Source organism: Nocardioides sp. JCM 18998, assembly GCF_055391535.1.
The window spans coordinates 1,491,272-1,511,031 of sequence record NZ_AP043886.1; the positions used below are offsets into that span (position 1 = coordinate 1,491,272).

The following is a 19,760-nucleotide window of genomic DNA, read 5'->3' on the forward strand; positions in this document are numbered from 1 at the left end:
GCCCCGGAGGTCGAGCTTGTCGAGACCCAGGGACGCTCAGCGGCCGACGACCTCGGGCTCCTCCTCGACCGCGACCGCCACACCCGTCGGCGCTTCACCAACGGCCCCCGCGCCGCGGCGCCCCAGGGTCGGCACACACAGGAACGCCTCGGCGCGCAGCGCCGCGGTCGCGACCCGCGGCAGGTCGCCGGCGTTGCGGAAGACGATGAACCGCGGCACCCACTCGGGCTGGTACTTCGCGTTGGCGCGATAGAGCGACTCGATCTGCCAGAACCGCGAGGCCCACAGCAGCACCCCGCGCCACAGCCGCTGGACCGGCCCGGCGCCGAGCCGCTCGCCGCGCGCGAAGACCGTGCGGAAGACGGCGAAGTTGAGCGAGACCCGCTCGACGCCGAGGCCGGGCGCGGCCGCCATCAGGCCGGCGACCATCGTCTCGATGACGCCGTTCTCGGTGCCGCGGCTGCGGCGCATCAGGTCCAGCGAGAGGCCGTCGGTGCCCCAGGGCACGAGGTGCAGGAGCCCGACCACGCCAGTGGGCCCGCTCGCGGTGACCAGGACCGACTCGGCGTCGCTCGGATCGCCGAAGCGGCCCAGCGCCATCGAGAAGCCGCGCTCCACCGCGCCGTCACGCCACGCGTCGGCGAGGGTGCGGAGCTCCTCGACCCGCTCCGGCGACAGGTCGCGCATCCGGTCGACCGTGATCGTCACCCCGGCGCGCTCGCAGCGGGCGACCGCCTGGCGTACGCCCCGCATCGACCGACCGCTCAGGGTGAACCCGTCGGCGCGCACGATCGCCTCGTCGCCGAGCTCGAGGCACTCCAACCCGGCCCGGTGGAAGGCGGTGGCGCCGCGCTCGCTGGAGCCCAGGGCGGCCGGCGTCCAGCCGTACGCCTTGGCCTCGTCGAGCCAGGCGGCGATGGCGTCGCCCCAGGCGGTGGGATCGCCGACCGGGTCGCCGCCGGCGAGGCTGACGCCACCGATCACGCGGTAGCTGATCGCCGCGCGCCCGCGGGGCTCGAAGATAACCGAGCGGTCGTCGCGCAGGGCGAAGTAGCCCAGCGAGTCGAGCCAGCCCCACGAGGCCAGCAGTCCCCGGAGCCGGTCGCCCTCGCCGGTGGAGAGGCGGTGGGGGCCGCCGGCGGGACGGAGCGCGGCCAGGGTGGCGACGAGCAGGACGGACGCGCCGAGCACCAGCAGCGCCACCGCCGCCTGCTCGTACTGGCCGCCGCTGACGAAGCCGACCGGTCCGGGGATGCCGATCAGGCCGAGGAACGACTGGGCGAGGCGGTCGCCGGTGGTCGTACCGGCTGCCTGGCCGCCGTCGCGGACCGTCAGCCAGGCGAAGCCGAGCGCACCGGCCACCAGTGGGCCGAGGGTGAGGACGACGACGACCCGGGTCAGGGAGCGCGGATCGGGGCGCGCGGTGAACTCCGGGCGGGCGCGGACGAGGAGCGCGGTCAGGCCGACGCACATCAGCGCCTCCTCGACGTCGAGCCCCTTGAGCAGGTGCAGCACCGAGGCGAGCGCGGCCAGGACCGTGGCGAGCAGCCAGGCGCGGAACTTGCCGCGACGCAGGCCACCGCTCAGCGCGATCAGGATCGTGCCGATCGCCGCGGCGCCGGTGGTGGCCGCCGCGGGGAAGACGTCGGGGATCATCTCCTGGACCAGGTGCAGACGCCCGTGGAACGCCGGCAGCAGCGCGGAGGCGACGGAGACGGCACCCACGATCAGGACGAGCCTGCTGATCCACAGGCGTGTGCTCAGAGCGGTGAGAAGACGTCGTACCCAGGTCACCGCGAGGACCCTACCGACGCCGTCGCACCACAGCCTGATCACGAACCTGTGCGCACGCTGGCGATCCACGCTCGTGGGACATGTGTGACGCCTGTGAAGGTGAAGATTCATGCGTTTTGGGTACGTCGGCTGCAAAAACTCCTCAGATCCGCGCGTACCGTGCCACCTTCACCCCTACTACCGCCGACACGGCGTAACTCCTGGGTGACGGTCCCGTTAAGTGGCCGCGACCGGAGTCGACTCGGTCTTTTTTGCGTTCTCTCAGGAACGCGTGCAAGAAGGCAACGCGCTTCGTCGCGAGTCCCTAACTTTCGTGGCAATGAGGTTTCCCCTTTGCTTTCGGCCACTGCTGTGTCCGTACGCCGGGGACCCTCTTCACAACCCGGAAGGATTCCAAGCATGACTCGCAGCGGCATCAACAAGGGCCTGGCGGCTTCCGCCGTCGCCGCCCTTGGCATCGTCGGCCTCCCGGCCGCCGCCCACGCGGCGCCGGTCAACTCGACCGACGTCAGCACCATCACGCTCTCCCCGTCGAAGGCTTCGGTCTCGACCAGCGAGGCGACCACCTACACGATCACCGCCAAGAAGGCCGACGGCACGGCCGCGACCGGCAGCGTTCACATCCTCGTGACCGTTCCGGGCACCCCGGTCTCCCCGGCGACCACCGTCGCCGGCAGCAAGATCACGCTCGGCGCTGACACCGACGCCTCCACGGTGGCCGACACCGACACTGCCACGGGCTGGACCCAGGCTGTCGACGTCCCGCTGACCAACGGCGCCGCGACCCTCAAGGTTGCCTCCGACGCGGCCGGCGCCGTCAAGGTTGCCGCCAGCAGCGACGCCGTTGCCGGTGCCGCCGCCAACTCGACCTTCACGGTCGGTGGCGGCCTGTCGGGCAACGCGAACGTCAAGAACGTCGCCCTCGGCGCCTCCTCCGTCAGCGCGTACGTCGGCGAGGCCGCCGGCACGTCTGTCTCCCTGACCGACGCCAGCGGCTTCGGCGTCAGCGGCGCGGACTTCAACTACCAGATCGACGGCACCGGCACGGTGTACTCCGGCAGCATCGCGGGCAACGGCTCCTACAAGACCGACGTGACGCTCCCGGCCCTCGCGGCTGGCGCCCACACCGTCAAGTTCTGGGTCAACCAGACCGGTGGCGCTTCGTCGACGCCGGCGGCTGACGCCGGTGAGCCCACCAGCACCCTGTCGGTGTCGGTCGTCGCCGCTCCCGCCGTGTCCAGCTCGACCCTCGTGGGCGTCGGCGGCATCGTCGACGGCGGTAACAACAACGCTTACCCGTCGTACCAGGGCGCCACCGTTGGCGCGAAGGTCACGCTGAAGGACTCCTCCTCGAAGCCGGTCGCGGGCGTGAAGGTCCGCTTCGACGTCTACGCGGGCGCCGTTGCTCCGAGCCAGTTCCAGGTCTCGCTGTACGGCACCACCGACGCCAACGGCGTTGCGAGCCTCTCCGCTCCGATCTCGGCCGACCAGGCCAAGGCTCTCGCGGGCTCCGGCATCGTCGTCGACTCCTACGTCTCGCAGAGCACGGTTGCGGGCCAGGGCCTCTCGGTGGGTCACTCGACCGCCGCGGTCGCCGAGTTCGAGAACGCTGTCAACACCATCACCCTGGTGGGCAACCCCGACGGTGAGGTCATCACCGCCGCCAAGGGCTCGCAGGTGAGCGTCAACCTGCTCGTCGCGGACCAGTTCGGCAAGCCGGCCGTGGGCCACGTGCTCGAGGTCCAGGACGACATGGTTAACGCCAACCCGGTCGTCACGGCGACCAACCACCTCGCGGCCACCAACGCCCAGGGCCAGACCACCTACACCTACACCGACACCAAGAAGGACGCCACGAAGGACGACGCGTTCGACTTCGTCGACCTGGGTGGTGCGGGCATCGACGCTTCGACGCTCGCGTCGGACGGCTACGCCTACGTCGACTTCGTCAACTCGGTGACCGCCGCTTCGGTCAACATCGACAGTGGCTTCCCGGTCGCGGGCGCGGTTCCCGGCGGCGTTGCTGCTGGCGCCAGCGAGTACTACAGCGTTCGCGTTCTTAACGCCGACGGCGACGCTCTCGCCCACCACAGCGTGACCTTCTCGGTCGACAACGGCTTCGTCGCTGCCAAGTCCGGCGACAAGGGCACCGCGAAGTCGCTGACCGTGACCACCGACGACGGCGGCTACGCTGAGGTCTACGCTGGTTCGAAGCAGGCCGGCAACCAGACCGTCACCGTTACCTCGGACGCCGCTCCGGCGCTCAAGGGCAACGTGCGTTCCTACGCCGCTGACGCCTTCTACAACCTGAGCGTCACGCCGTCGGGCGACATCACCACCGGCTCCACGGGCAAGTTCACCGCCACGGCCAGCGATGAGTTCGGCAACCCGGTTGCCCTCCCGTCCCTGACCGTCGCTCAGAGCGGCGCCGGCGCGCTGCCGAACGGCACGTCGGTCCAGGCGCTGGCCATCCCGGCCTCCGGCAGCATCTCGTTCACCGTCAACGGCGGTGCCACCGCTGGCACCGGCTCGCTGGTGCTCGACGCTGGCGTTGCGGCCCCGACCGCTGACGCGGACGCGACCCTCGCGGCCTACACCGGCGCGCAGACCGTGAAGTACAACGTCGTTGCCCCGGTCAAGCCGCCGGTCGTCACCCCGCCGGTTGTTGTCAAGCACCCGGTCGCGATCAGCAAGGTCGCCGGCAAGAGCCAGGGCAAGAAGGACGTCCTGACCGTCAAGGTTGCCAACGCCAACGGCAAGAAGGCCGTCGTCAAGGTCAACGGCAAGAAGGTCGGCACGGGCGTCGTCAAGAACGGCGTCGTGAAGATCAAGGTCGCCGACAAGAACGGCAACAAGAAGACCGCCTACTCCGTCATCATCGGCGGCGTGAAGAAGGCGCTCAAGCTCAAGTGAGCTCCGTCTGACTGAGTGAGCCCTGGGGCCGCGCCGAGCGCGTGGCCCCAGCGGCTCGCCAGATCAGACAACTTCCCATACACGGGACCACAGACGCGGTCCGGAGCGTGTGTGTGCTGCCGCTGCGGCACACACGCTCCGGACCGCCTGGGCCATTCTGCGGTATGCAGGGTGGTCTCTTTGGCATTTCCGCCGCACCTGAGCGTGCGCGATTGGTGTGCCAAGCCGTCGGGAGGCGGCCGCTGGGCCGGTTTCCTGGGCGCTGTGGGGCTGAGGAGTTCCGGGTCTCGACAGACTCGACCACCGGGCTCGACCACCGGGCCTGGCCTCCGGGGCGCGGGGTCAGGATTCGACGCGGGCGCCGTTGACGCGCCACCAGGAGGCCATCGTCTCCGCGCGCTGGTCGAGGGCCTGCTTGCCCGTCGGGCGCAGGCTGTCGAGCTGGCCGAGCATGCCCAGCGTGTGCACCGCGGCGTCGACCATCTCGGGTGAGTCCTCGAGGGCGCCGAGGCGAGTCAGCTGTGCGCCGAGGAGCGGGTCCGGCTGGCCGGAGAGCGCGGCGGTGAGCTCGGCGCGACGGCGGACGTCGCGCGCCGACTCGGCGAGGTGGAGCATCCGCTCGCCGTCCTCGGCCCGCAGGAAGTGCGCCATCCGGGCGGCTGCGCGACCGGAGGGATCGACCGCGGCGAGGTTGCGGCCCGCGAGGTCCAGCGAGGCGGCCGCGAGCGTGCTCCGGTAGGGCGAGGCGAGCAGGACGCCGTACGCGGCGCGCACCCGCCTCGTGGCCGGGTGGAAGAGCGCGTCGGCGGTGAGCGAGGCGAGCATCGGGTCGGGTTCGCCGTCCCAGCCGCGATGGCCCTGGAGTGCCCCCTGGGCGCCCTGGGCGACACCGGCCGCGACGGTGCGCTCGGCCGTGCTGATCGTCACCGGCTCGGCCGTGCCGAGCGCGGCGACGAGCGCCTTGAACTGCGGGGAAGTCTCCTGCAGCCGCGCTGCGAGCGCCAGCAGCGTGCGGTCGCCGGGCAGCTCCTCGAGCAGCTGGGCGAGCGCCTTCTCCAGGGTCACCAGCTCCTGGGGGGTGCGGGGCTCGTCGCCGGCGTGCCGGATCGCGATCTCGATGGCGCCGAGCCGCACCGGGAGCGCGCCGGTGGTGCACAGCCGCAGCATCAGCGCCCAGGTCCGCTGCCCCGGCACGGCGGCGAGCAGCCGGACGGTGCCCTCCCGGCGGCGTACGCGCTCGTCGAGCACCAGGGCGCCCACCGACCGGACGAAGTGCGGCTGCGCGGCCGGGTGCGCGGCGAGCCGGGTCGCGGCGACGGTGCGCGAGACGTACGCGGTCCCGATCGCCCGCGCCTGCTCCGAGAGCAGCTGTGAGGTGAGCTGTGCCCAATCGGCGGAACGCAGGTAGACGTCGCGACCCGACAGGAGCTCGTCGGTGAGCTCCATCCAGTCCTGGCCGGTGGCGTTGCCGTCGAGCACGTCGGTGATGAGCCGGTCGATCTCCTCGGGCGGGTGCGACCGGGCACGTCGCAGCGGCTCGGGGTCGACCTCGAACCCGATCGCGCCGCGCAACGAGTGCGGGTCGAGGCCGAGGATCTCCTCGTACGCCAGGACGGCGTCGTCCGGCACGGCCACGGCGCCCGACTCCCACCGGGAGAGCTTCGACTCGTCGCAGGAGATGCCCTGCGCGGCGAGCGCGGCGAGGAAGTCACGCCGGTGGGCGTAGGCGCCCTCCTCGCGCAGCATCCGGTTGACGCCGAGCAGCCACGCCAGCCGCGGTCGCTGCTCGGGTACGGAGGAGGCCGGCGCCGTCAGGTCGGTGGGCGCGCGATAGGGCCGCCCGGTCTTGCGCTGGGCGCCCGTGTCCCTCGTCGATGCCATGCCCGGTGGGTCGCTCAGCGCCCGACGCGCGCGCCGGTCCGACGCCACCAGTTGGCGCCGGAGGCGACGTGCGCCGGCACGTCCTCGGTGCGGAGGCGGTCGGTGAGGCCGTGCATGCCGAGCACGTAGAGGGCGGCGTCGGCGTGCTGCTCGTCGGACCACGGGGAGTGCCGCAGCACCTCGTCGACCTGGCTCTCGGACAGCTCCGAGACGTGGCCGAGCGACGAGAGAGCGGCCGCCTGGACCTCCCCGGTACGCGGGACCGGCACGGTCAGCACCTGCTCGACCTCCGCCGGCGTGATCGTGAAGCGGAGCAGGTCGGCTGCACGGCGCGCGATCAGCGGGTCGTCCGCGTTGAGCAGGCCGGCCGTCGCGGCGCCGACGCCGGCGGCGTAGGGGCTGGCGGCCAGGAGCGTCGCGGACCGGTGCCGGCGCTCGGCGTGGGCGTGGAAGAGCGCCTCGCGGACCAGCCGCTCGAGCATCGGGTCGGGGGCGTCGCCCACCATCGGTGCGCTCTCCTGCGCCGACGCCGCGACCTGGGCGGCGATCAGGGTGGCGCTCGCCGGTGAGATCAGGGTGGCGTGGTCGAGCAGGAACTGATGGTGCAGCGGCGAGCCGACGGCACCGATGACGCGCGTACGGGCGTCCGGACCGAAGTAGCGCAGCAGATCCGCGTGGCCGCTGGCCTGGGTCTCGGTCTCCGCGCCGAGCAGCTTGACCACGCCGTCCTCGAGGGAGGCGTCCAGTCCGTCGTTCCAGGTGTGGGTCGCCTGCATGGCGGCGATCGCGCGGGCGGCACCGTCCTGGAGCTCGGGGTCGCCGCTGGCGAGGAGGCCGAGCGCGAGGGAGCGGGCGCTCGCGCTCGGCGCCTGGGCGAGGGCCGCGATGACGTCGTCGACGCGCACGGCGTGCGGGTCGGTGACGTACTGCCCGATCGCAGCGACCACGTCGTGGTGCGCCATCGGGTGCGCGATGAGCTGGTGCAGCGCCGCGAGACGGGCGGTGTAGGCGACGCCGACGGAGCGGGAGAGCTCGCTGACCAGCTGCGTCGCGAGCGCGTGCCACAGCGTCGAGCGCAGGTAGATCGCCGGGTGGGCGGCGAGCTCGCCGGTGAGCCGCACCCAGCAGTCGCCGTCGTACGCATCGCCACCGAGGACGCGCTCGATGAGCCCGTCGAGCGTCCGCTCCCCGCCGGCGGAGTCCTCGGCCGGAGTGGGGGTGGCCGACGAGCCGGTCAGCAGGCTGACGGTCGAGCGGAGCTGCTGCGGGGGCAGGCCGAGGATCTCCTCGTACGCCTGCACCACCTGCGGGGAGATCGGGCCGGTGCCCGACTCCCAGCGTGAGAGCTTGGTGTTGTCGACGCGGATGCCGCGCTCGAGCAGCAGCGGCAGGAGCTCCTGGCGGTTGGCGAAGGCGCCGCCGGCATGCAGCATCCGGGAGGTCCCGAGGAGCCAGGCCGTACGTGCACCGGTGCCACCGGTGACGCTGGCCCACGGCGAGCTGTCGAGGGGTGGACGGTACGGGCGACCACGGCCGCGCGACATCGACGCCCGCTCCACTTGCCCTGCCTTCGCCACAGACTGCACTACCTCTTAACGGTGGCGGGTGCCCGTGGGTCACTCCCCCTTCTTGCAGGAGCACGTGACAATACGCAAAAAAGTTAAGGATGGTGGCGAAACGGTAAAAGTCCGCCGCCATGACTAGACCAGTGGCGGTGGGCGGGTTCAGAAGGCGGGCCGCGTTAGCGGCTGCGCTCCATCGCGTAGAGCGCGGCGCCCACCGCGCCGGCGTTGTTGCGCAGCTCCGCCGGCACGATCTTGGTGCGCAGCCGCAGCAGCGGGAGGAAATCGTTCGCCTGCTTGGAGACGCCGCCCCCGACCACGATGAGGTCCGGGGAGAAGAGCTTCTCGACGGCCGAGTAGTAGCGCTGCAGCCGGTGCGCCCAGTGCTTCCAGGAGAGCTCGTCGCGCTCGCGCGCCGAGTTGGCGGCGCGCGTCTCCGCGTCGTGCCCGTCGATCTCCAGGTGGCCGAGCTCGGAGTTGGGGATGAGGACGCCGTCGTGCACCAGGGCCGAGCCGATGCCGGTGCCGAGGGTGGTGACGATGACCAGCCCCTTGACGCCGCGGGCGGCCCCGTAACGCACCTCGGCCAGGCCGGCGGCGTCCGCGTCGTTGACGGCGTGCACCTCCCGACCGGTGGCCTTGGTGAACAGCGTGTCGGCGTCGGTGCCGATCCAGTCCCGGTCGATGTTGGCGGCGGTCTGGACGACACCGTGGCTGACCACGCCGGGGACGGTGACGCCGATCGGACCGGTCGACTCCGGGAACTGGGCGAGGAGGTCCACGAAGACCTCCGCGACGTTCTTCGGGGTCGACTTGTCGGGGGTCTTGATCCGCACCCTCTCTTGGGCGAAGCGGCCGATCTCGAGGTCCACCGGGGCACCCTTGATGCCCGTGCCGCCGAAGTCGATGCCGAAGCCGTTGGTCGTCGTCATACGCCCATCCTGCCCCGTTTCACCCTCCCGTACCCTGGTCGCCAGGAGGGGTGAGGCGATGACGCGGCGGCTCGGCGGGCTCGGTGCTGCGCTCACGGCTGTCCTCGTCACGGCCGCCGGATGCGGCGCCACCACCTCGTCTGGCACGGCGGGTCCGCCGTCGCCGTCGACGTCCGTCAGCGCCTCCGGTACGGCTTCGGGGACCGCCTCGGGGTCCGCCTCGCCGGTCGTCCCGGTGGCCGATCCGTCCCATGCCGTACCGGCGCCCGGTCCGCGCACCGGCGAGCTGCACTCCGCCGACATCCTGGTCCGCGCGAAGACCTCGCTCACCGCTGCGCAGGTGGACGCCATCCGCGCCGTGCACGGCGTCACCGGCATCGAGCAGCTCTCCATCGGCGAGGTGTCGATCGAGGACCGGCTGCTCAACATCGTCGCGGTCGACCCCGCGACCTACCGCAACTACACGCCGCTGGAGTCGGCGGACGCCGGCCAGGTGTGGGACCGGGTGGCGGGCGGGGAGCTGGCCGTGAACCGCACGCTGAAGCGACAGCTCCCGCCGGATGCCGCGGGCTACTGGCGGATGGGCTCGGCCTCGGATGCCCCCACGATCCACGTCGGCGCCTGGGCGCCGCAGATCCCCGGCCTGGTCGACGCGGTGGTCAACACGTCGTGGGGCGCGGCGCTGGGGATGACGCCCGACAACGCGGTGATCATCTCCACGGCGATCACCTCGCCCGAGCGGGTGGTGAAGCCGCTCAAGGCGCTCCTCGGCAAGGCCGCCTCGATCCAGCGCCTCGATGTGGTGGCGCGCGAGGGCCTCGACCCGGATGCGCCGCAGTTCGCCAACGTGGTCGGCACGGTCGCCGAGGCGGTCGGCCACTACGCCTACCGAGTGCTCGGCGGCGGGATGATCTCGCCCGATCCGTCGTGGGTGTCCTCCCACATCGTCACCGACACGGTGCCGATCCTGGGTCAGGTGACCTGCAACCGGATGCTGTTCCCGCAGCTCAAGGCGGCGCTCGCCGAGGTCCAGGCCCGGGGTCTGGCCGGCACGATCCACTCCACCGCCGGCTGCTACTACCCGCGGTTCATCGCCGGTACGTCATCGCTGTCCAACCACGCCTTCGGCCTCGCGATCGACATCAACGCCCCCGAGAACGCCCGCGGCACCGCCGGGCAGATGGATCGCTCGGTGGTGCAGATCTTCGAGAAGTGGGGATTCACCTGGGGCGGGGTCTGGCACTACACGGACCCGATGCACTTCGAGATGAACCGGATCGTCAACCCGGGCTGACGCCGCCCGCACCTCGACCACCGGGGGCGATGGTCGAGGTGCGAGCGGCGAGCCTAGAAGCCCGGGATCAGCTGAACGACGAGGTCGGGATGCAGACCGCGGTGACGACGAGGCGGGTCTGGTTGCTTCCGTTGTCGTACGTCACGACCCAGCCCGTACGGGTGGTCGGGTCGACGGTCGATCCGGTCACCTTGCCCGCGAACGACTGCCCCACGTAGAAGCCGAGCGGCCCCGACGCCTTGAAGGCGCCGCTGCTGTCGGTGAGGTAGTAGCCGCCGCTGATCGCGGTGTAGTTCGCCGCACATGACACGGTGGCCGTGCCGCCCGAGGACGAAGTGACAGTGGACGCGGAGACGTACTTGGCGCCGACGACACCCGCGGGGCCGGTGGCGCCCGTCGCACCCGTCGCACCGGTCGCGCCGGTCGGGCCCGCGGGGCCGGCAGGACCGGTTGCGCCGTCCTTCCCGTCCGCGCCCGGGGCGCCCGGGGCGCCGTCAGCGCCGTGGAGGGACGCCAGCCATTGGGTGAGGTCGCCGGTGAATCCGTCGTCGGTGGCGAGGTCGAAGGCGGACTCACCGTCGGTTCCGTTGGTGCCGTCAGCGCCGGGCAGGCCGTCCTTGCCGTCGGTGCCGTTCGTACCGTCGGTTCCGTTGGTGCCATCGGCGCCGGGCAGGCCGTCCTTGCCGTCGGTGCCGTTCGTGCCGTCGGCGCCGTCCTTGCCGGGAAGGCCGTTGCTTCCGTTCGAGCCGGCGGCCCCGGTCGCACCGGGAGCTCCGGTGGCGCCCGCCGCGCCGCGCAGCGAGAGCAGCCAGTCGGCGAGGGTGCCGCTGAAGCCGTCGTCGACGGCGAGCTGGTAGGCGGACTCGCCGGACGGACCCTGGGGGCCGGCCTGGGCGAGCGGGCTCGTTGTCGACGAGCCGGACTTCAGCGAGCCGATCGTCTTGGAGCTGAGGTCCTTGAGCTGGATCGTGCCGTCCTTGATGCTGCGGCTCTTGACCGCGCTGTCGGCGAGGTTCTTGCTGGTGATGGAGTGGCTCTTGATGTCGTGGCCGGTGAGCTGGCCGGCGGCGTAGGCGCCGGCGCCGCCGGTGACGAGGGTGGCGGCCGCGACAGCGGCGACCGTGGGCGTGATGCTGCGGATGAATTTCATGATGAGGGCTCCACGGAGGATGAGGATCCCGAGACAGGTCGGGTCTCCAACGAGCCTCTGGGAGCCTGGTCACACGGGCAGGAGCATCGGTCTAGACGCCACCGCGAGAGTTCGGGTGGACGGCTGCGCTGCCCCGTGTTTGTCACGTACCGTCGGAGGCTTTGGCTAATGTCGTCGCGTGAGCACTCTGGATGACGCCCGCGAGGGCATGGACCTGGCGGTCCGACCGCAGGACGACCTCTTCGGCCATGTCAACGGCACCTGGCTGCGCGAGTACGAGATCCCCGCCGACAAGGCCAGCGCCGGCGCCTTCACGGTGCTCGTCGACGAGGCCGAGGCCCAGGTGCGCGAGATCATCGAGGGCGCGCCCGCGGGCTCGCGGATCGGCGATCTCTACGCCTCCTTCATGGACACCGCCGCGGTCGACGTGGCCGGCACCGAGCCGATCAAGCCGCTGGTCGCCGCGGTCGAGGCGCTGCGCGACGTGGCCGACCTGGCCGCGTTCCTGGGCGAGTTCGAGCGGATCGGCGGGCACGGCCTCTTCGGGGGCTACGTCAACACCGACGACAAGGACTCCTCGCGCTACATCTTCAACCTGCTCCAGGGCGGCCTCGGGCTGCCCGACGAGTCCTACTACCGCGATGAGAAGTTCGCCGAGATCCGGACGAAGTACGTCGCCTATCTGACCCGGCTGTTCACCCTCGGCGGTGTCGCCGACGCGGCCGCTGCCGCGGAGACGGTGCTGGCGATCGACACCAAGATCGCGGCCGGCCACTGGCAGCGCGCCGAGACCCGCGACCGGCAGAAGACGTACAACCTGATGACCCTCGCCGAGCTACGCGAGCTGGCGCCGGGCTTCGACTGGGACGCCTACGTCACCAACCTCGCCGGCGCGAAGCTGTCGGGCGATGCGGTGCTGGGCGAGGTCATCGTGCGCCAGCCGTCATTCTTCTCCCACCTCTCCTCGGTGCTGAGCGAGACGTCGGTGGAGGAGTGGCGCTCCTGGCTGCTCGCGCACGTGCTCCGCTGGGCCGCCGCCTACCTCACCGACGACTTCGTCGAGACCAACTTCGACTTCTACGGCCGCACCCTGAACGGCACGCCCGAGCTGCGCGAGCGCTGGAAGCGTGGCGTCGCGCTCGTCGAGGGCGTCGTCGGCGAGGAGGTCGGCGAGGAGTACGTCGCGCGGCACTTCCCGCCCGCCTCCAAGGCGATGATGGACGACCTGGTGGCCAACCTGCTCGCCGCGTACCGCGTCTCGATCGAGGCGCTCGACTGGATGAGCGAGGAGACCAAGCAGCGGGCGTTCACCAAGCTGGAGAAGTTCACCCCCAAGATCGGCTACCCGAAGACCTTCCGCGACTACTCCGCGCTCACCGTGGTGCGCGGCGACCTGCTCGCCAACGTGCAGGCCGCATCGGTCTTCGAGACCGACCGCCAGCTCGACAAGCTCGGCGGCCCGGTCGACCGCGACGAGTGGCACATGCTGCCGCAGACGGTCAACGCCTACTACAACCCCGGCACCAACGAGATCTGCTTCCCCGCGGGCATCCTGCAGAAGCCGTTCTTCAGCCCCGAGGCGACCCTCGCGGAGAACTACGGGGGCATCGGCGCCGTCATCGGCCACGAGATCGGCCACGGCTTCGACGACCAGGGCTCGCAGTACGACGGCGACGGCAACATGGAGAACTGGTGGACCGACGCCGACCGCGCCGCGTTCGAGGTGAAGACCAAGGCCCTGATCGAGCAGTACGACGGCTTCGAGCTGCGCGACCTGCCCGGCGAGAAGGTCAACGGTCAGCTCACCGTCGGCGAGAACATCGGCGACCTCGGTGGCCTGACCATCGCGTACAAGGCCTTCCTCATCGCGCACCCCGAGGCGACCGACGACGAGAAGCGCTCGCTGTTCCTCAACTGGTCCTACGTCTGGCGCGGCAAGCGTCGCCCCGAACAGCTCCAGCAGCTGCTCGCCGTCGACCCGCACTCGCCGGCCGAGTTCCGGGCCAACATCGTGCGCAACCTGCACGAGTTCCACGAGCTCTTCGCCACCTCGGAGAGCGACGCGCTGTGGCTCGCGCCGGAGGCCCGCGTCGGCATCTGGTGACCCCGAGTTTGCACGTATGACCGTCGAGTCTGCACCTGCGGCCGGGCCGCAAGTGCAGACTCGACGGTCGCAGCTGCAAAGTCGGGCTAGGTGGTCGTCGCCAGGGTGAGCGGGAAGACCGCCGCCGCCCCGGCCTGACGCAGGGCGCGGGCGGCCAGCGTCGTGGTCCACCCCGTGGCGACCTGGTCGTCCACCAGCAGCACCTGGGCGCCGGGGGCGATCTCGGCGTGCAGGGCCGAGCGGCGCGAGACCGCCGCGACCCGCTGGGCGGAGTTGGCCGCACCGGCACCCGGCGGGACCGACGGGTCGACGAGCGCGTACGTGCCGACGATCGGCCGCTGCAGGTAGCGGGAGAGGCCGTTGGCCAGGTCGGCCACCAGCGCCCCGCGCGTCGCCGACTCGACCAGCACGATCGCGTCGACCGGCGGGCGCCAGTCGCCGAGGATCTCGATGACGGCGCGGGCCAGGTTGACCGGCACGGTCTCGGGCGCCGGGTCCGAGACCCGGAAGAGCTCGCGCAGCGCCTGCCCGTGACCGAGGTCGGTCAGCCGGGCGATCGCCCGGCCCGGCTCGGCCGCGTCGGCGATCTTGCCGCGCAGGTCGATGCCGAGGTTGGGCAGCGCCTGCGGCCACATCTTGCGCGGCTCGAGGACCACGCCGGGGCGCGCGAGCCGGGCGCCGGCCTCCTCGATCGCCGCCTCGGAGACGCTGGTGTTGAGCTGCAGCCCGCCGCAGTTGTCGCAGCGGCCGCAGTCGACCGCCTCGGGGTCGTCGAGCTGCTCGCGCAGGTAGCGCATCCGGCACTCGTCGGTGGTGAGGTAGGTGAGCATCGCCTGCTGCTCGCTGGCGCGCGCCTCGGCCACCCGGGCGTACCGCTCGGCGTCGTAGGACCACGGCTGGCCGGTCGACTCCCAGCCGCCCTGGACCCGGCGCACAGCTCCGTCGACGTCGAGCACCTTGAGCATCGTCTCGAGCCGGGAGCGGCCCAGCTCGACGTAGGACTCCAGGGTCGGCGTCGACATCGGGCGCCCCGCCTCGGCGAGCACCTCCAAGGTCCGCCGTACGAGCTCCTCGCGCGGGAACGCCAGCGAGGCGAAGTAGGCCCAGATGTCGCGGTCCTCGGCGCCCGGCAGCAGGACCACGGAGGCGTCGGCGATCGTGCCGCGACCGGCACGGCCGACCTGCTGGTAGTACGCCACCGGGGAGGAGGGCGCGCCGAGATTGACCACGAAGCCGAGCGCCGCGTCGAAGCCCATCCCGAGCGCGCTGGTCGCGATCAGGGCCTTGATCCGGCCGGCGGCGAGGTCGGCCTCGAGCGCCTGCCGCTCGGTGGTCTCGGTCTGGCCGGAGTAGGCGGCCACATGGTGGCCGCGCGAGCGCAGGTAGTCGGCGACCTCCTGGGTGGCCGCCACGGTCAGGCAGTAGACGATGCCGGAGCCGGGCTGCTCGTTGAGGTGGTCCGCCAACCACGCGAGCCGCTGCTCGATCGTCGGGAGCCGGACCACGCCGAGTCGCAGCGACTCGCGGTCGAGTGAGCCGCGCAGCACCAGGACTCCGCTGAGCGCATCGGCCGCATCCTGCGTGGCGAGCTGCTCGGCCACGTCGTTGGTGACGCGTGCGTTGGCGGTCGCGGTGGTGGCCAGCACCGGGATGCCGACGGGCAGCTCGTGCAGCAGGGTGCGGATCCGCCGGTAGTCGGGCCGGAAGTCGTGGCCCCAGTCGGAGATGCAGTGCGCCTCGTCGATCACCAGCAGGCCGCAGGTGGCCGCGAGCCGCGGCAGGACCGCATCACGGAAGCCGGGGTTGTTGAGCCGCTCGGGCGAGACCAGGAGGACATCGATCTCGCCCCCGTGGACGGCCTGCTCGATCGCTGACCAGTCCTCGATGTTGGTGGAGTTGATCGTCGCGGCTCGGATGCCGGCCCGCTCCGCGGCCTCGATCTGGTTGCGCATCAGCGCGAGCAGCGGGGAGATGATCACCGTCGGGCCGGCACCCTGCGAGCGCAGCAGCAGGGTGGCCACGAAGTAGACCGCCGACTTGCCCCAGCCGGTCTTCTGCACCACCAGCGCCCGGCGCCGCTCCTCGACGAGCGCCGAGATCGCCGACCACTGGTCCTCGCGCAGGACCGCGTCGTCGCGGCCCACCAGGGCCTTGAGGTGTCCTTCGGCGGCGAGTCGAACAGCAGTCATGGCGCCTGTCTATCAGCCGCCTACGACAGCCGAGCAACGCGCCACCGAATCAGCAGGAAGGACCGCCGAGTTTGCACCTACAGGTGCAAACTCGACGGTCCTACGTGCAAATTCGGCGGTGGGTCAGTGCATGACGACCGGCTTGGTGGTGCCGAGCTCCTCGTCCTTGCTGCGGGGCAGGAAGAACGCGGGGATGAGGCAGCAGCCGACCAGGATCGCGGCGACGAGGTAGACGCCGGCGAAGGCGTCGCCCATGTCGAGGTTGGCCCGGGAGAACAGGTCGCCGAGGCTCGACGGGTCGATGCCGACCTTCTGCGCCGCCGCGGCCAGGATGTTGGGGTCCTGGCTCCCGCCGGCGGCGGCCGTCACCTTGCTGGCGTCGGTGATGGCGTCGCTGCGGTTGAACGCGGCGGTGAGCAGCACCGAGAACAGGGCGGTGCCGGCCGAGGCGGCGACCTGCTGGGTGATGTTCATCAGCGTGGAGCCGCGAGCGATGTTCTGGTCGCTCAGGGTGGCGAGGGCCGCAGAGAAGACCGGCATCATGGTCGCGCCCATGCCGAAGCCCATCACCACGAAGGCGACGAGGAAGACCCAGTACGAGGAGTCGGCCGAGGTGAAGGCGAGCATGCCCATGCCGACCGTGTCGAGGACCAGACCCGTGAGGACGACCTTGCCCGGACCCATCTTGTCGGCCAGCACGCCGGCGATCGGCATGGTGATCATCGCGCCGAAGCCCTGCGGCGCGATCGCCCAGCCGGACTTGACCGGGGAGTAGCCGCGCACCTCCTGGAAGTACAGCGTGAACAGCAGCGAGGCGCCGAAGAACGCCATCGCGAAGAGCGCCATCGTGATGACGGCGATCGTCATGTGGCTGTCCTTGAAGAGGCGCAGCTCGACCAGCGGGTGGATGTTCTTCTTGCGCAGCGCCCACGGGACGAACGCGGCGACCAGGACGATGCCGACGAGCGTGGTCGCGACCACCTGTGCGGTCCAGATCGTGCCGTGCTCCTCCTTGGCGGCCGGGATCGAGGAGATGCCGTAGAGCAGCGAGGCCAGGCCCGGCGAGAGCAGCAGCATGCCGACGAAGTCGAAGCGCTCCGAGGGGGAGACGTCGTCGCGGGGCAGCGCGAACCAGGCGTACGTCAGCGCGGCGATGCCGATCGGCAGATTGATCAGGAAGATCCAGTGCCACGAGGCGATGTCGATCAGCCAGCCGCCGAGGATCGGGCCGAAGATCGGGCCGAGCAGCATCGGGATGCCGAGGACGGCCATCACGCGGCCGACGCGCTCCTGGCCCGCGGCGCGGGTCAGGATGGTCATGCCGAGCGGCATCAGCATGCCGCCGCCGAGACCCTGAAGGACCCGATAGGTCACCAGCAGCTCGAGCGAGCTCGCCGTCGAGCACAGCACCGAGCCGAGGACGAAGAGCAGGATCGCCAGCATGTAGAGCCGCTTGGTGCCGAAGCGGTCGGCCGCCCAGCCGGTCAGCGGGATCACCGCCGCCAGCGCCAGCGTGTAGCCCGTCATCGTCCACGCGACCTGCGCGGTGGTGGCGTCGAACTCCTGCTGGAAGGTCCGCAGCGCGACGCCGACGACGGTGATGTCCAGGATCGACATGATCGATCCGAGGACGACGACACCCGCGATGATGAAGACGCGCGCGTCGAGCTTCTCCGAGGCGCCCGACGGGGCCTCCGGGGCAAGATCTGTGGTCACCGGAAGAGCCTAGGTGCGAGGACCGACAGTCTTCGATTCGTTAAACATCAACCACCGGTGACAGCGCTCACAGAGAACGGTCGGGTCCGTCGACACCGAGTCCGCAGAGGGTCTCGACAGGCTCGACCGCCGAGGGCCGGCCCGGCGGACGCGAGCGTCCGCCGGGCCGGCGGGGTGGGAGCGATCGACCGTCACTCCGGTGCGCTGGTGACGAGGAACGGCACCGTCGCACTGGCGTCGCCGGTGCTCTCGCCGTCGACGGTCTGGGTCGCGGTGACGGTGTGCGGACCGACGGCGAGGGAGTGGTCGAGGGTGATCGTCCACGTGCCTCCGTTCTGGACCACGGCCGTCGGGCTGGCGGACTGGCCGTCGACGATCAGGGTGATCGTGGCGCCCTCCTCACCTGCGCCGCTGAAGGTGGGGTGGACGTCGACGTACGCGCCGGTCGGCTGATCGACGGTCGGCGTCGCGACGGCGTCGATGGTGAGCGGGACCGGGTCGGAGGCGTCGCTGGTGTTGCCGGCGACGTCGGTCTGGGTGGCGGTGAGGGTGTACTCCCCGTTCGCCAGGGCGCTCGCCTCGTCGACCGTGATGCTCCACCCGCCGCTCTGGCCGACCTCGTCCGTGCCCAGCTCGATGGCGTCGGTGTCACGGCCCGCGCCGGCGTCACCGCCCGTGCTGACCGGTGTCGCGAGGAGGGTGACCTTCGCACCCTTCTCCCCGGTGCCGGTCACGGTGGGGGTGCTGTCCGTGGACGTCGGGTCCTGGGGCGGCGTGATCACGGGTGCGTCGGGCACGGTCGCGTCGATGGTGAGGGTCACCGGGTCCGAGGCCTCGCTGGCGTTGCCGGCGGGGTCGGTCTGGGTGGCGGTGAGGGTGTACGCGCCGTCGGTCAGGGCGTGCGTCTCGTCGGGCGTGATGCTCCACGTACCGTCCTCGACGGTGTCCGTGCCGAGCGTGATGGCGCCGCCGTCCGTCGACGTGGTGGCGACGCCGGCTCCGGAGTCCCCGCCCGGGATGGTGTCGCCCGGGATGGTGCTGCCGCCGTCCGTGCTGACCGGCGTCGCGGTGAGCGTGACGGTCGCGCCGTCCTCGCCGGTGCCGGTGACCGTCGGAGTGTTGTCCTTGGCGCTGGTGTCGCTCTCCGGCGAGGTGATCGCGGGCGCCTCCGGCGTGGTGGCGTCGACGGTGAAGGTCACGGGCGCGGACGCGGCGCTCTGGTTGTTGCTGGCGTCGGACTGGACGGCCGTGACCGTGTAGCCGCCCTCCGGCAGGTCGGTCGTCGGCGTGACGCTCCAGCTGCCGTCCACGACGGTGACCGGGCCGAGCGTCGTCGGTGCGTTCGTCGGCGCGGATCCGGCGGCCAGCGGGTTCTCGACGGTCCCGCCGGTGCCGCCACCCGTCCCGGACCCGGCGCTCTCGGTGGCGCTGGCGCTCGCGGTGGGCGACGGTTCCGTGGGCGTGACGGTGACGGTGACCGAGTCGCCGCTCACGCCGGTGCCGCTGATGGTGGGCCGGGCGCGGGTCGCGGCCCCGTCGCTCGGACCCGTGATGACCGGGGTCGCGACGGAGGTGCCGGTGCCGCCCCCGGTGTCGGGCGGCGGGGTCTGGGTGGGCGGGGTCTGGGTGGGCGGCGTCTGGGTCGTCGGTGCCGTCGGATCGGTGCCGGCGGTGACCTCGGCGCCGTCCGGCGTGCCGTCGCCGTCCGTGTCACCCTTCGTCGGGTCGGTCTTGTACTTGTGGACCTCGTCGCCGTCCTTCAGGCCGTCGTGATCGCTGTCCGCCGACCGAGGGTTGGTCTTGAGCCTCACCTCGAGGCCGTCCTTGAGCCCGTCGTGATCGGAGTCGGCGGCCTTCGGGTCGGTGCCCAGCCGTACCTCGCGACCGTCCTTGAGCCCGTCGTGATCGGAGTCGCCGACCTTGGGGTTGAGCCCCAGCCGGAACTCCCGGCGGTTGCTCAGGCCGTCGTGGTCACTGTCGGCCCGCCCGTTGGCACGGTTCGGGTTGAGCCCGTGCCGACGCTCCCAGCGGTTGGGCATTCCGTCGTGGTCGCGATCGGCCCCGGCACGCGGTCGGGCGTGCGCCGGTGGCGTGTCGGCGTGCGCGGCCGCGGCGACCAGCGGTCCGGCCGAGGTGATGGCGAGCGCCGAGACCGAGATCAGGGCGCGCAGCGAGCGTGAAGAAGAGGAGTGCATCGGGTGTCTACCTCCGAGAAGGGTTGACGG

11 protein-coding genes are annotated in these 19,760 nt (G+C 71.4%); 3 read left to right on the top strand and 8 right to left on the bottom strand.

Annotated elements, in window-relative coordinates; translation table 11 throughout:
• Positions 1-36: 36 nt before the first annotated feature.
• Positions 37-1,794 carry a phosphatidylglycerol lysyltransferase domain-containing protein gene (locus ACZ5L9_RS07090; RefSeq protein WP_464535543.1) on the bottom strand — a complete coding sequence of 586 codons (1,758 nt, stop codon included), beginning with the start codon at positions 1,792-1,794 and terminating at the stop codon, positions 37-39.
• A 399-nt stretch (positions 1,795-2,193) separates the two neighbouring features.
• Here ACZ5L9_RS07090 and ACZ5L9_RS07095 point away from each other — a divergent pair, with 399 nt between their 5' ends.
• Complete coding sequence (locus ACZ5L9_RS07095) at positions 2,194-4,707, top strand: beta strand repeat-containing protein (protein ID WP_464535545.1); 2,514 nt, start codon at positions 2,194-2,196, stop codon at positions 4,705-4,707.
• 342 nt (positions 4,708-5,049) lie between these two features.
• Here ACZ5L9_RS07095 and ACZ5L9_RS07100 read toward each other — a convergent pair whose 3' ends face one another.
• The 3 genes from ACZ5L9_RS07100 to ppgK form a co-directional block, all read right to left on the bottom strand.
• Positions 5,050-6,588 carry a hypothetical protein gene (locus ACZ5L9_RS07100; RefSeq protein ID WP_464535549.1) on the bottom strand — a complete coding sequence of 513 codons (1,539 nt, stop codon included), beginning with the start codon at positions 6,586-6,588 and terminating at the stop codon, positions 5,050-5,052.
• A 14-nt stretch (positions 6,589-6,602) separates the two neighbouring features.
• On the bottom strand, positions 6,603-8,147 hold the full coding sequence (locus ACZ5L9_RS07105) for a helix-turn-helix domain-containing protein (protein ID WP_464535551.1): 1,545 nt from the start codon (positions 8,145-8,147) through the stop codon (positions 6,603-6,605).
• 182 nt (positions 8,148-8,329) lie between these two features.
• A complete protein-coding gene (gene ppgK / locus ACZ5L9_RS07110) occupies positions 8,330-9,082 on the bottom strand; it encodes a polyphosphate--glucose phosphotransferase (RefSeq protein WP_464535553.1) in 753 nt (250 codons plus the stop codon).
• A 58-nt stretch (positions 9,083-9,140) separates the two neighbouring features.
• Here ppgK and ACZ5L9_RS07115 point away from each other — a divergent pair, with 58 nt between their 5' ends.
• On the top strand, positions 9,141-10,376 hold the full coding sequence (locus tag ACZ5L9_RS07115) for a M15 family metallopeptidase (RefSeq protein WP_464535555.1): 1,236 nt from the start codon (positions 9,141-9,143) through the stop codon (positions 10,374-10,376).
• A gap of 67 nt (positions 10,377-10,443) precedes the next feature.
• On the opposite strand, the gene ACZ5L9_RS07120 is transcribed toward ACZ5L9_RS07115, so the two are convergent.
• Positions 10,444-11,526 carry a hypothetical protein gene (locus tag ACZ5L9_RS07120; protein WP_464535557.1) on the bottom strand — a complete coding sequence of 361 codons (1,083 nt, stop codon included), beginning with the start codon at positions 11,524-11,526 and terminating at the stop codon, positions 10,444-10,446.
• A 187-nt stretch (positions 11,527-11,713) separates the two neighbouring features.
• On the opposite strand from ACZ5L9_RS07120, the gene ACZ5L9_RS07125 reads away from it, so the two are divergent.
• Complete coding sequence (locus ACZ5L9_RS07125; protein WP_464536818.1) at positions 11,714-13,630, top strand: M13 family metallopeptidase; 1,917 nt, start codon at positions 11,714-11,716, stop codon at positions 13,628-13,630.
• A gap of 86 nt (positions 13,631-13,716) precedes the next feature.
• Here ACZ5L9_RS07125 and ACZ5L9_RS07130 read toward each other — a convergent pair whose 3' ends face one another.
• The 3 genes from ACZ5L9_RS07130 to ACZ5L9_RS07140 all read right to left on the bottom strand — a co-directional run bounded on the left by ACZ5L9_RS07130 (position 13,717) and on the right by ACZ5L9_RS07140 (position 19,730).
• Positions 13,717-15,819: a RecQ family ATP-dependent DNA helicase gene (locus tag ACZ5L9_RS07130; RefSeq protein ID WP_464535559.1), complete on the bottom strand. Its 2,103-nt coding sequence runs from the start codon at positions 15,817-15,819 to the stop codon at positions 13,717-13,719.
• A 123-nt stretch (positions 15,820-15,942) separates the two neighbouring features.
• Positions 15,943-17,535: a DHA2 family efflux MFS transporter permease subunit gene (locus ACZ5L9_RS07135; RefSeq protein ID WP_464535561.1), complete on the bottom strand. Its 1,593-nt coding sequence runs from the start codon at positions 17,533-17,535 to the stop codon at positions 15,943-15,945.
• Positions 17,536-17,726: 191 nt separating this feature from the next.
• The gene (locus ACZ5L9_RS07140; protein WP_464535563.1) at positions 17,727-19,730 is read right to left on the bottom strand and encodes an Ig-like domain-containing protein; all 2,004 of its coding nucleotides are present in this window, start codon (positions 19,728-19,730) and stop codon (positions 17,727-17,729) included.
• Between the last annotated feature and the right edge of the window lie 30 nt (positions 19,731-19,760).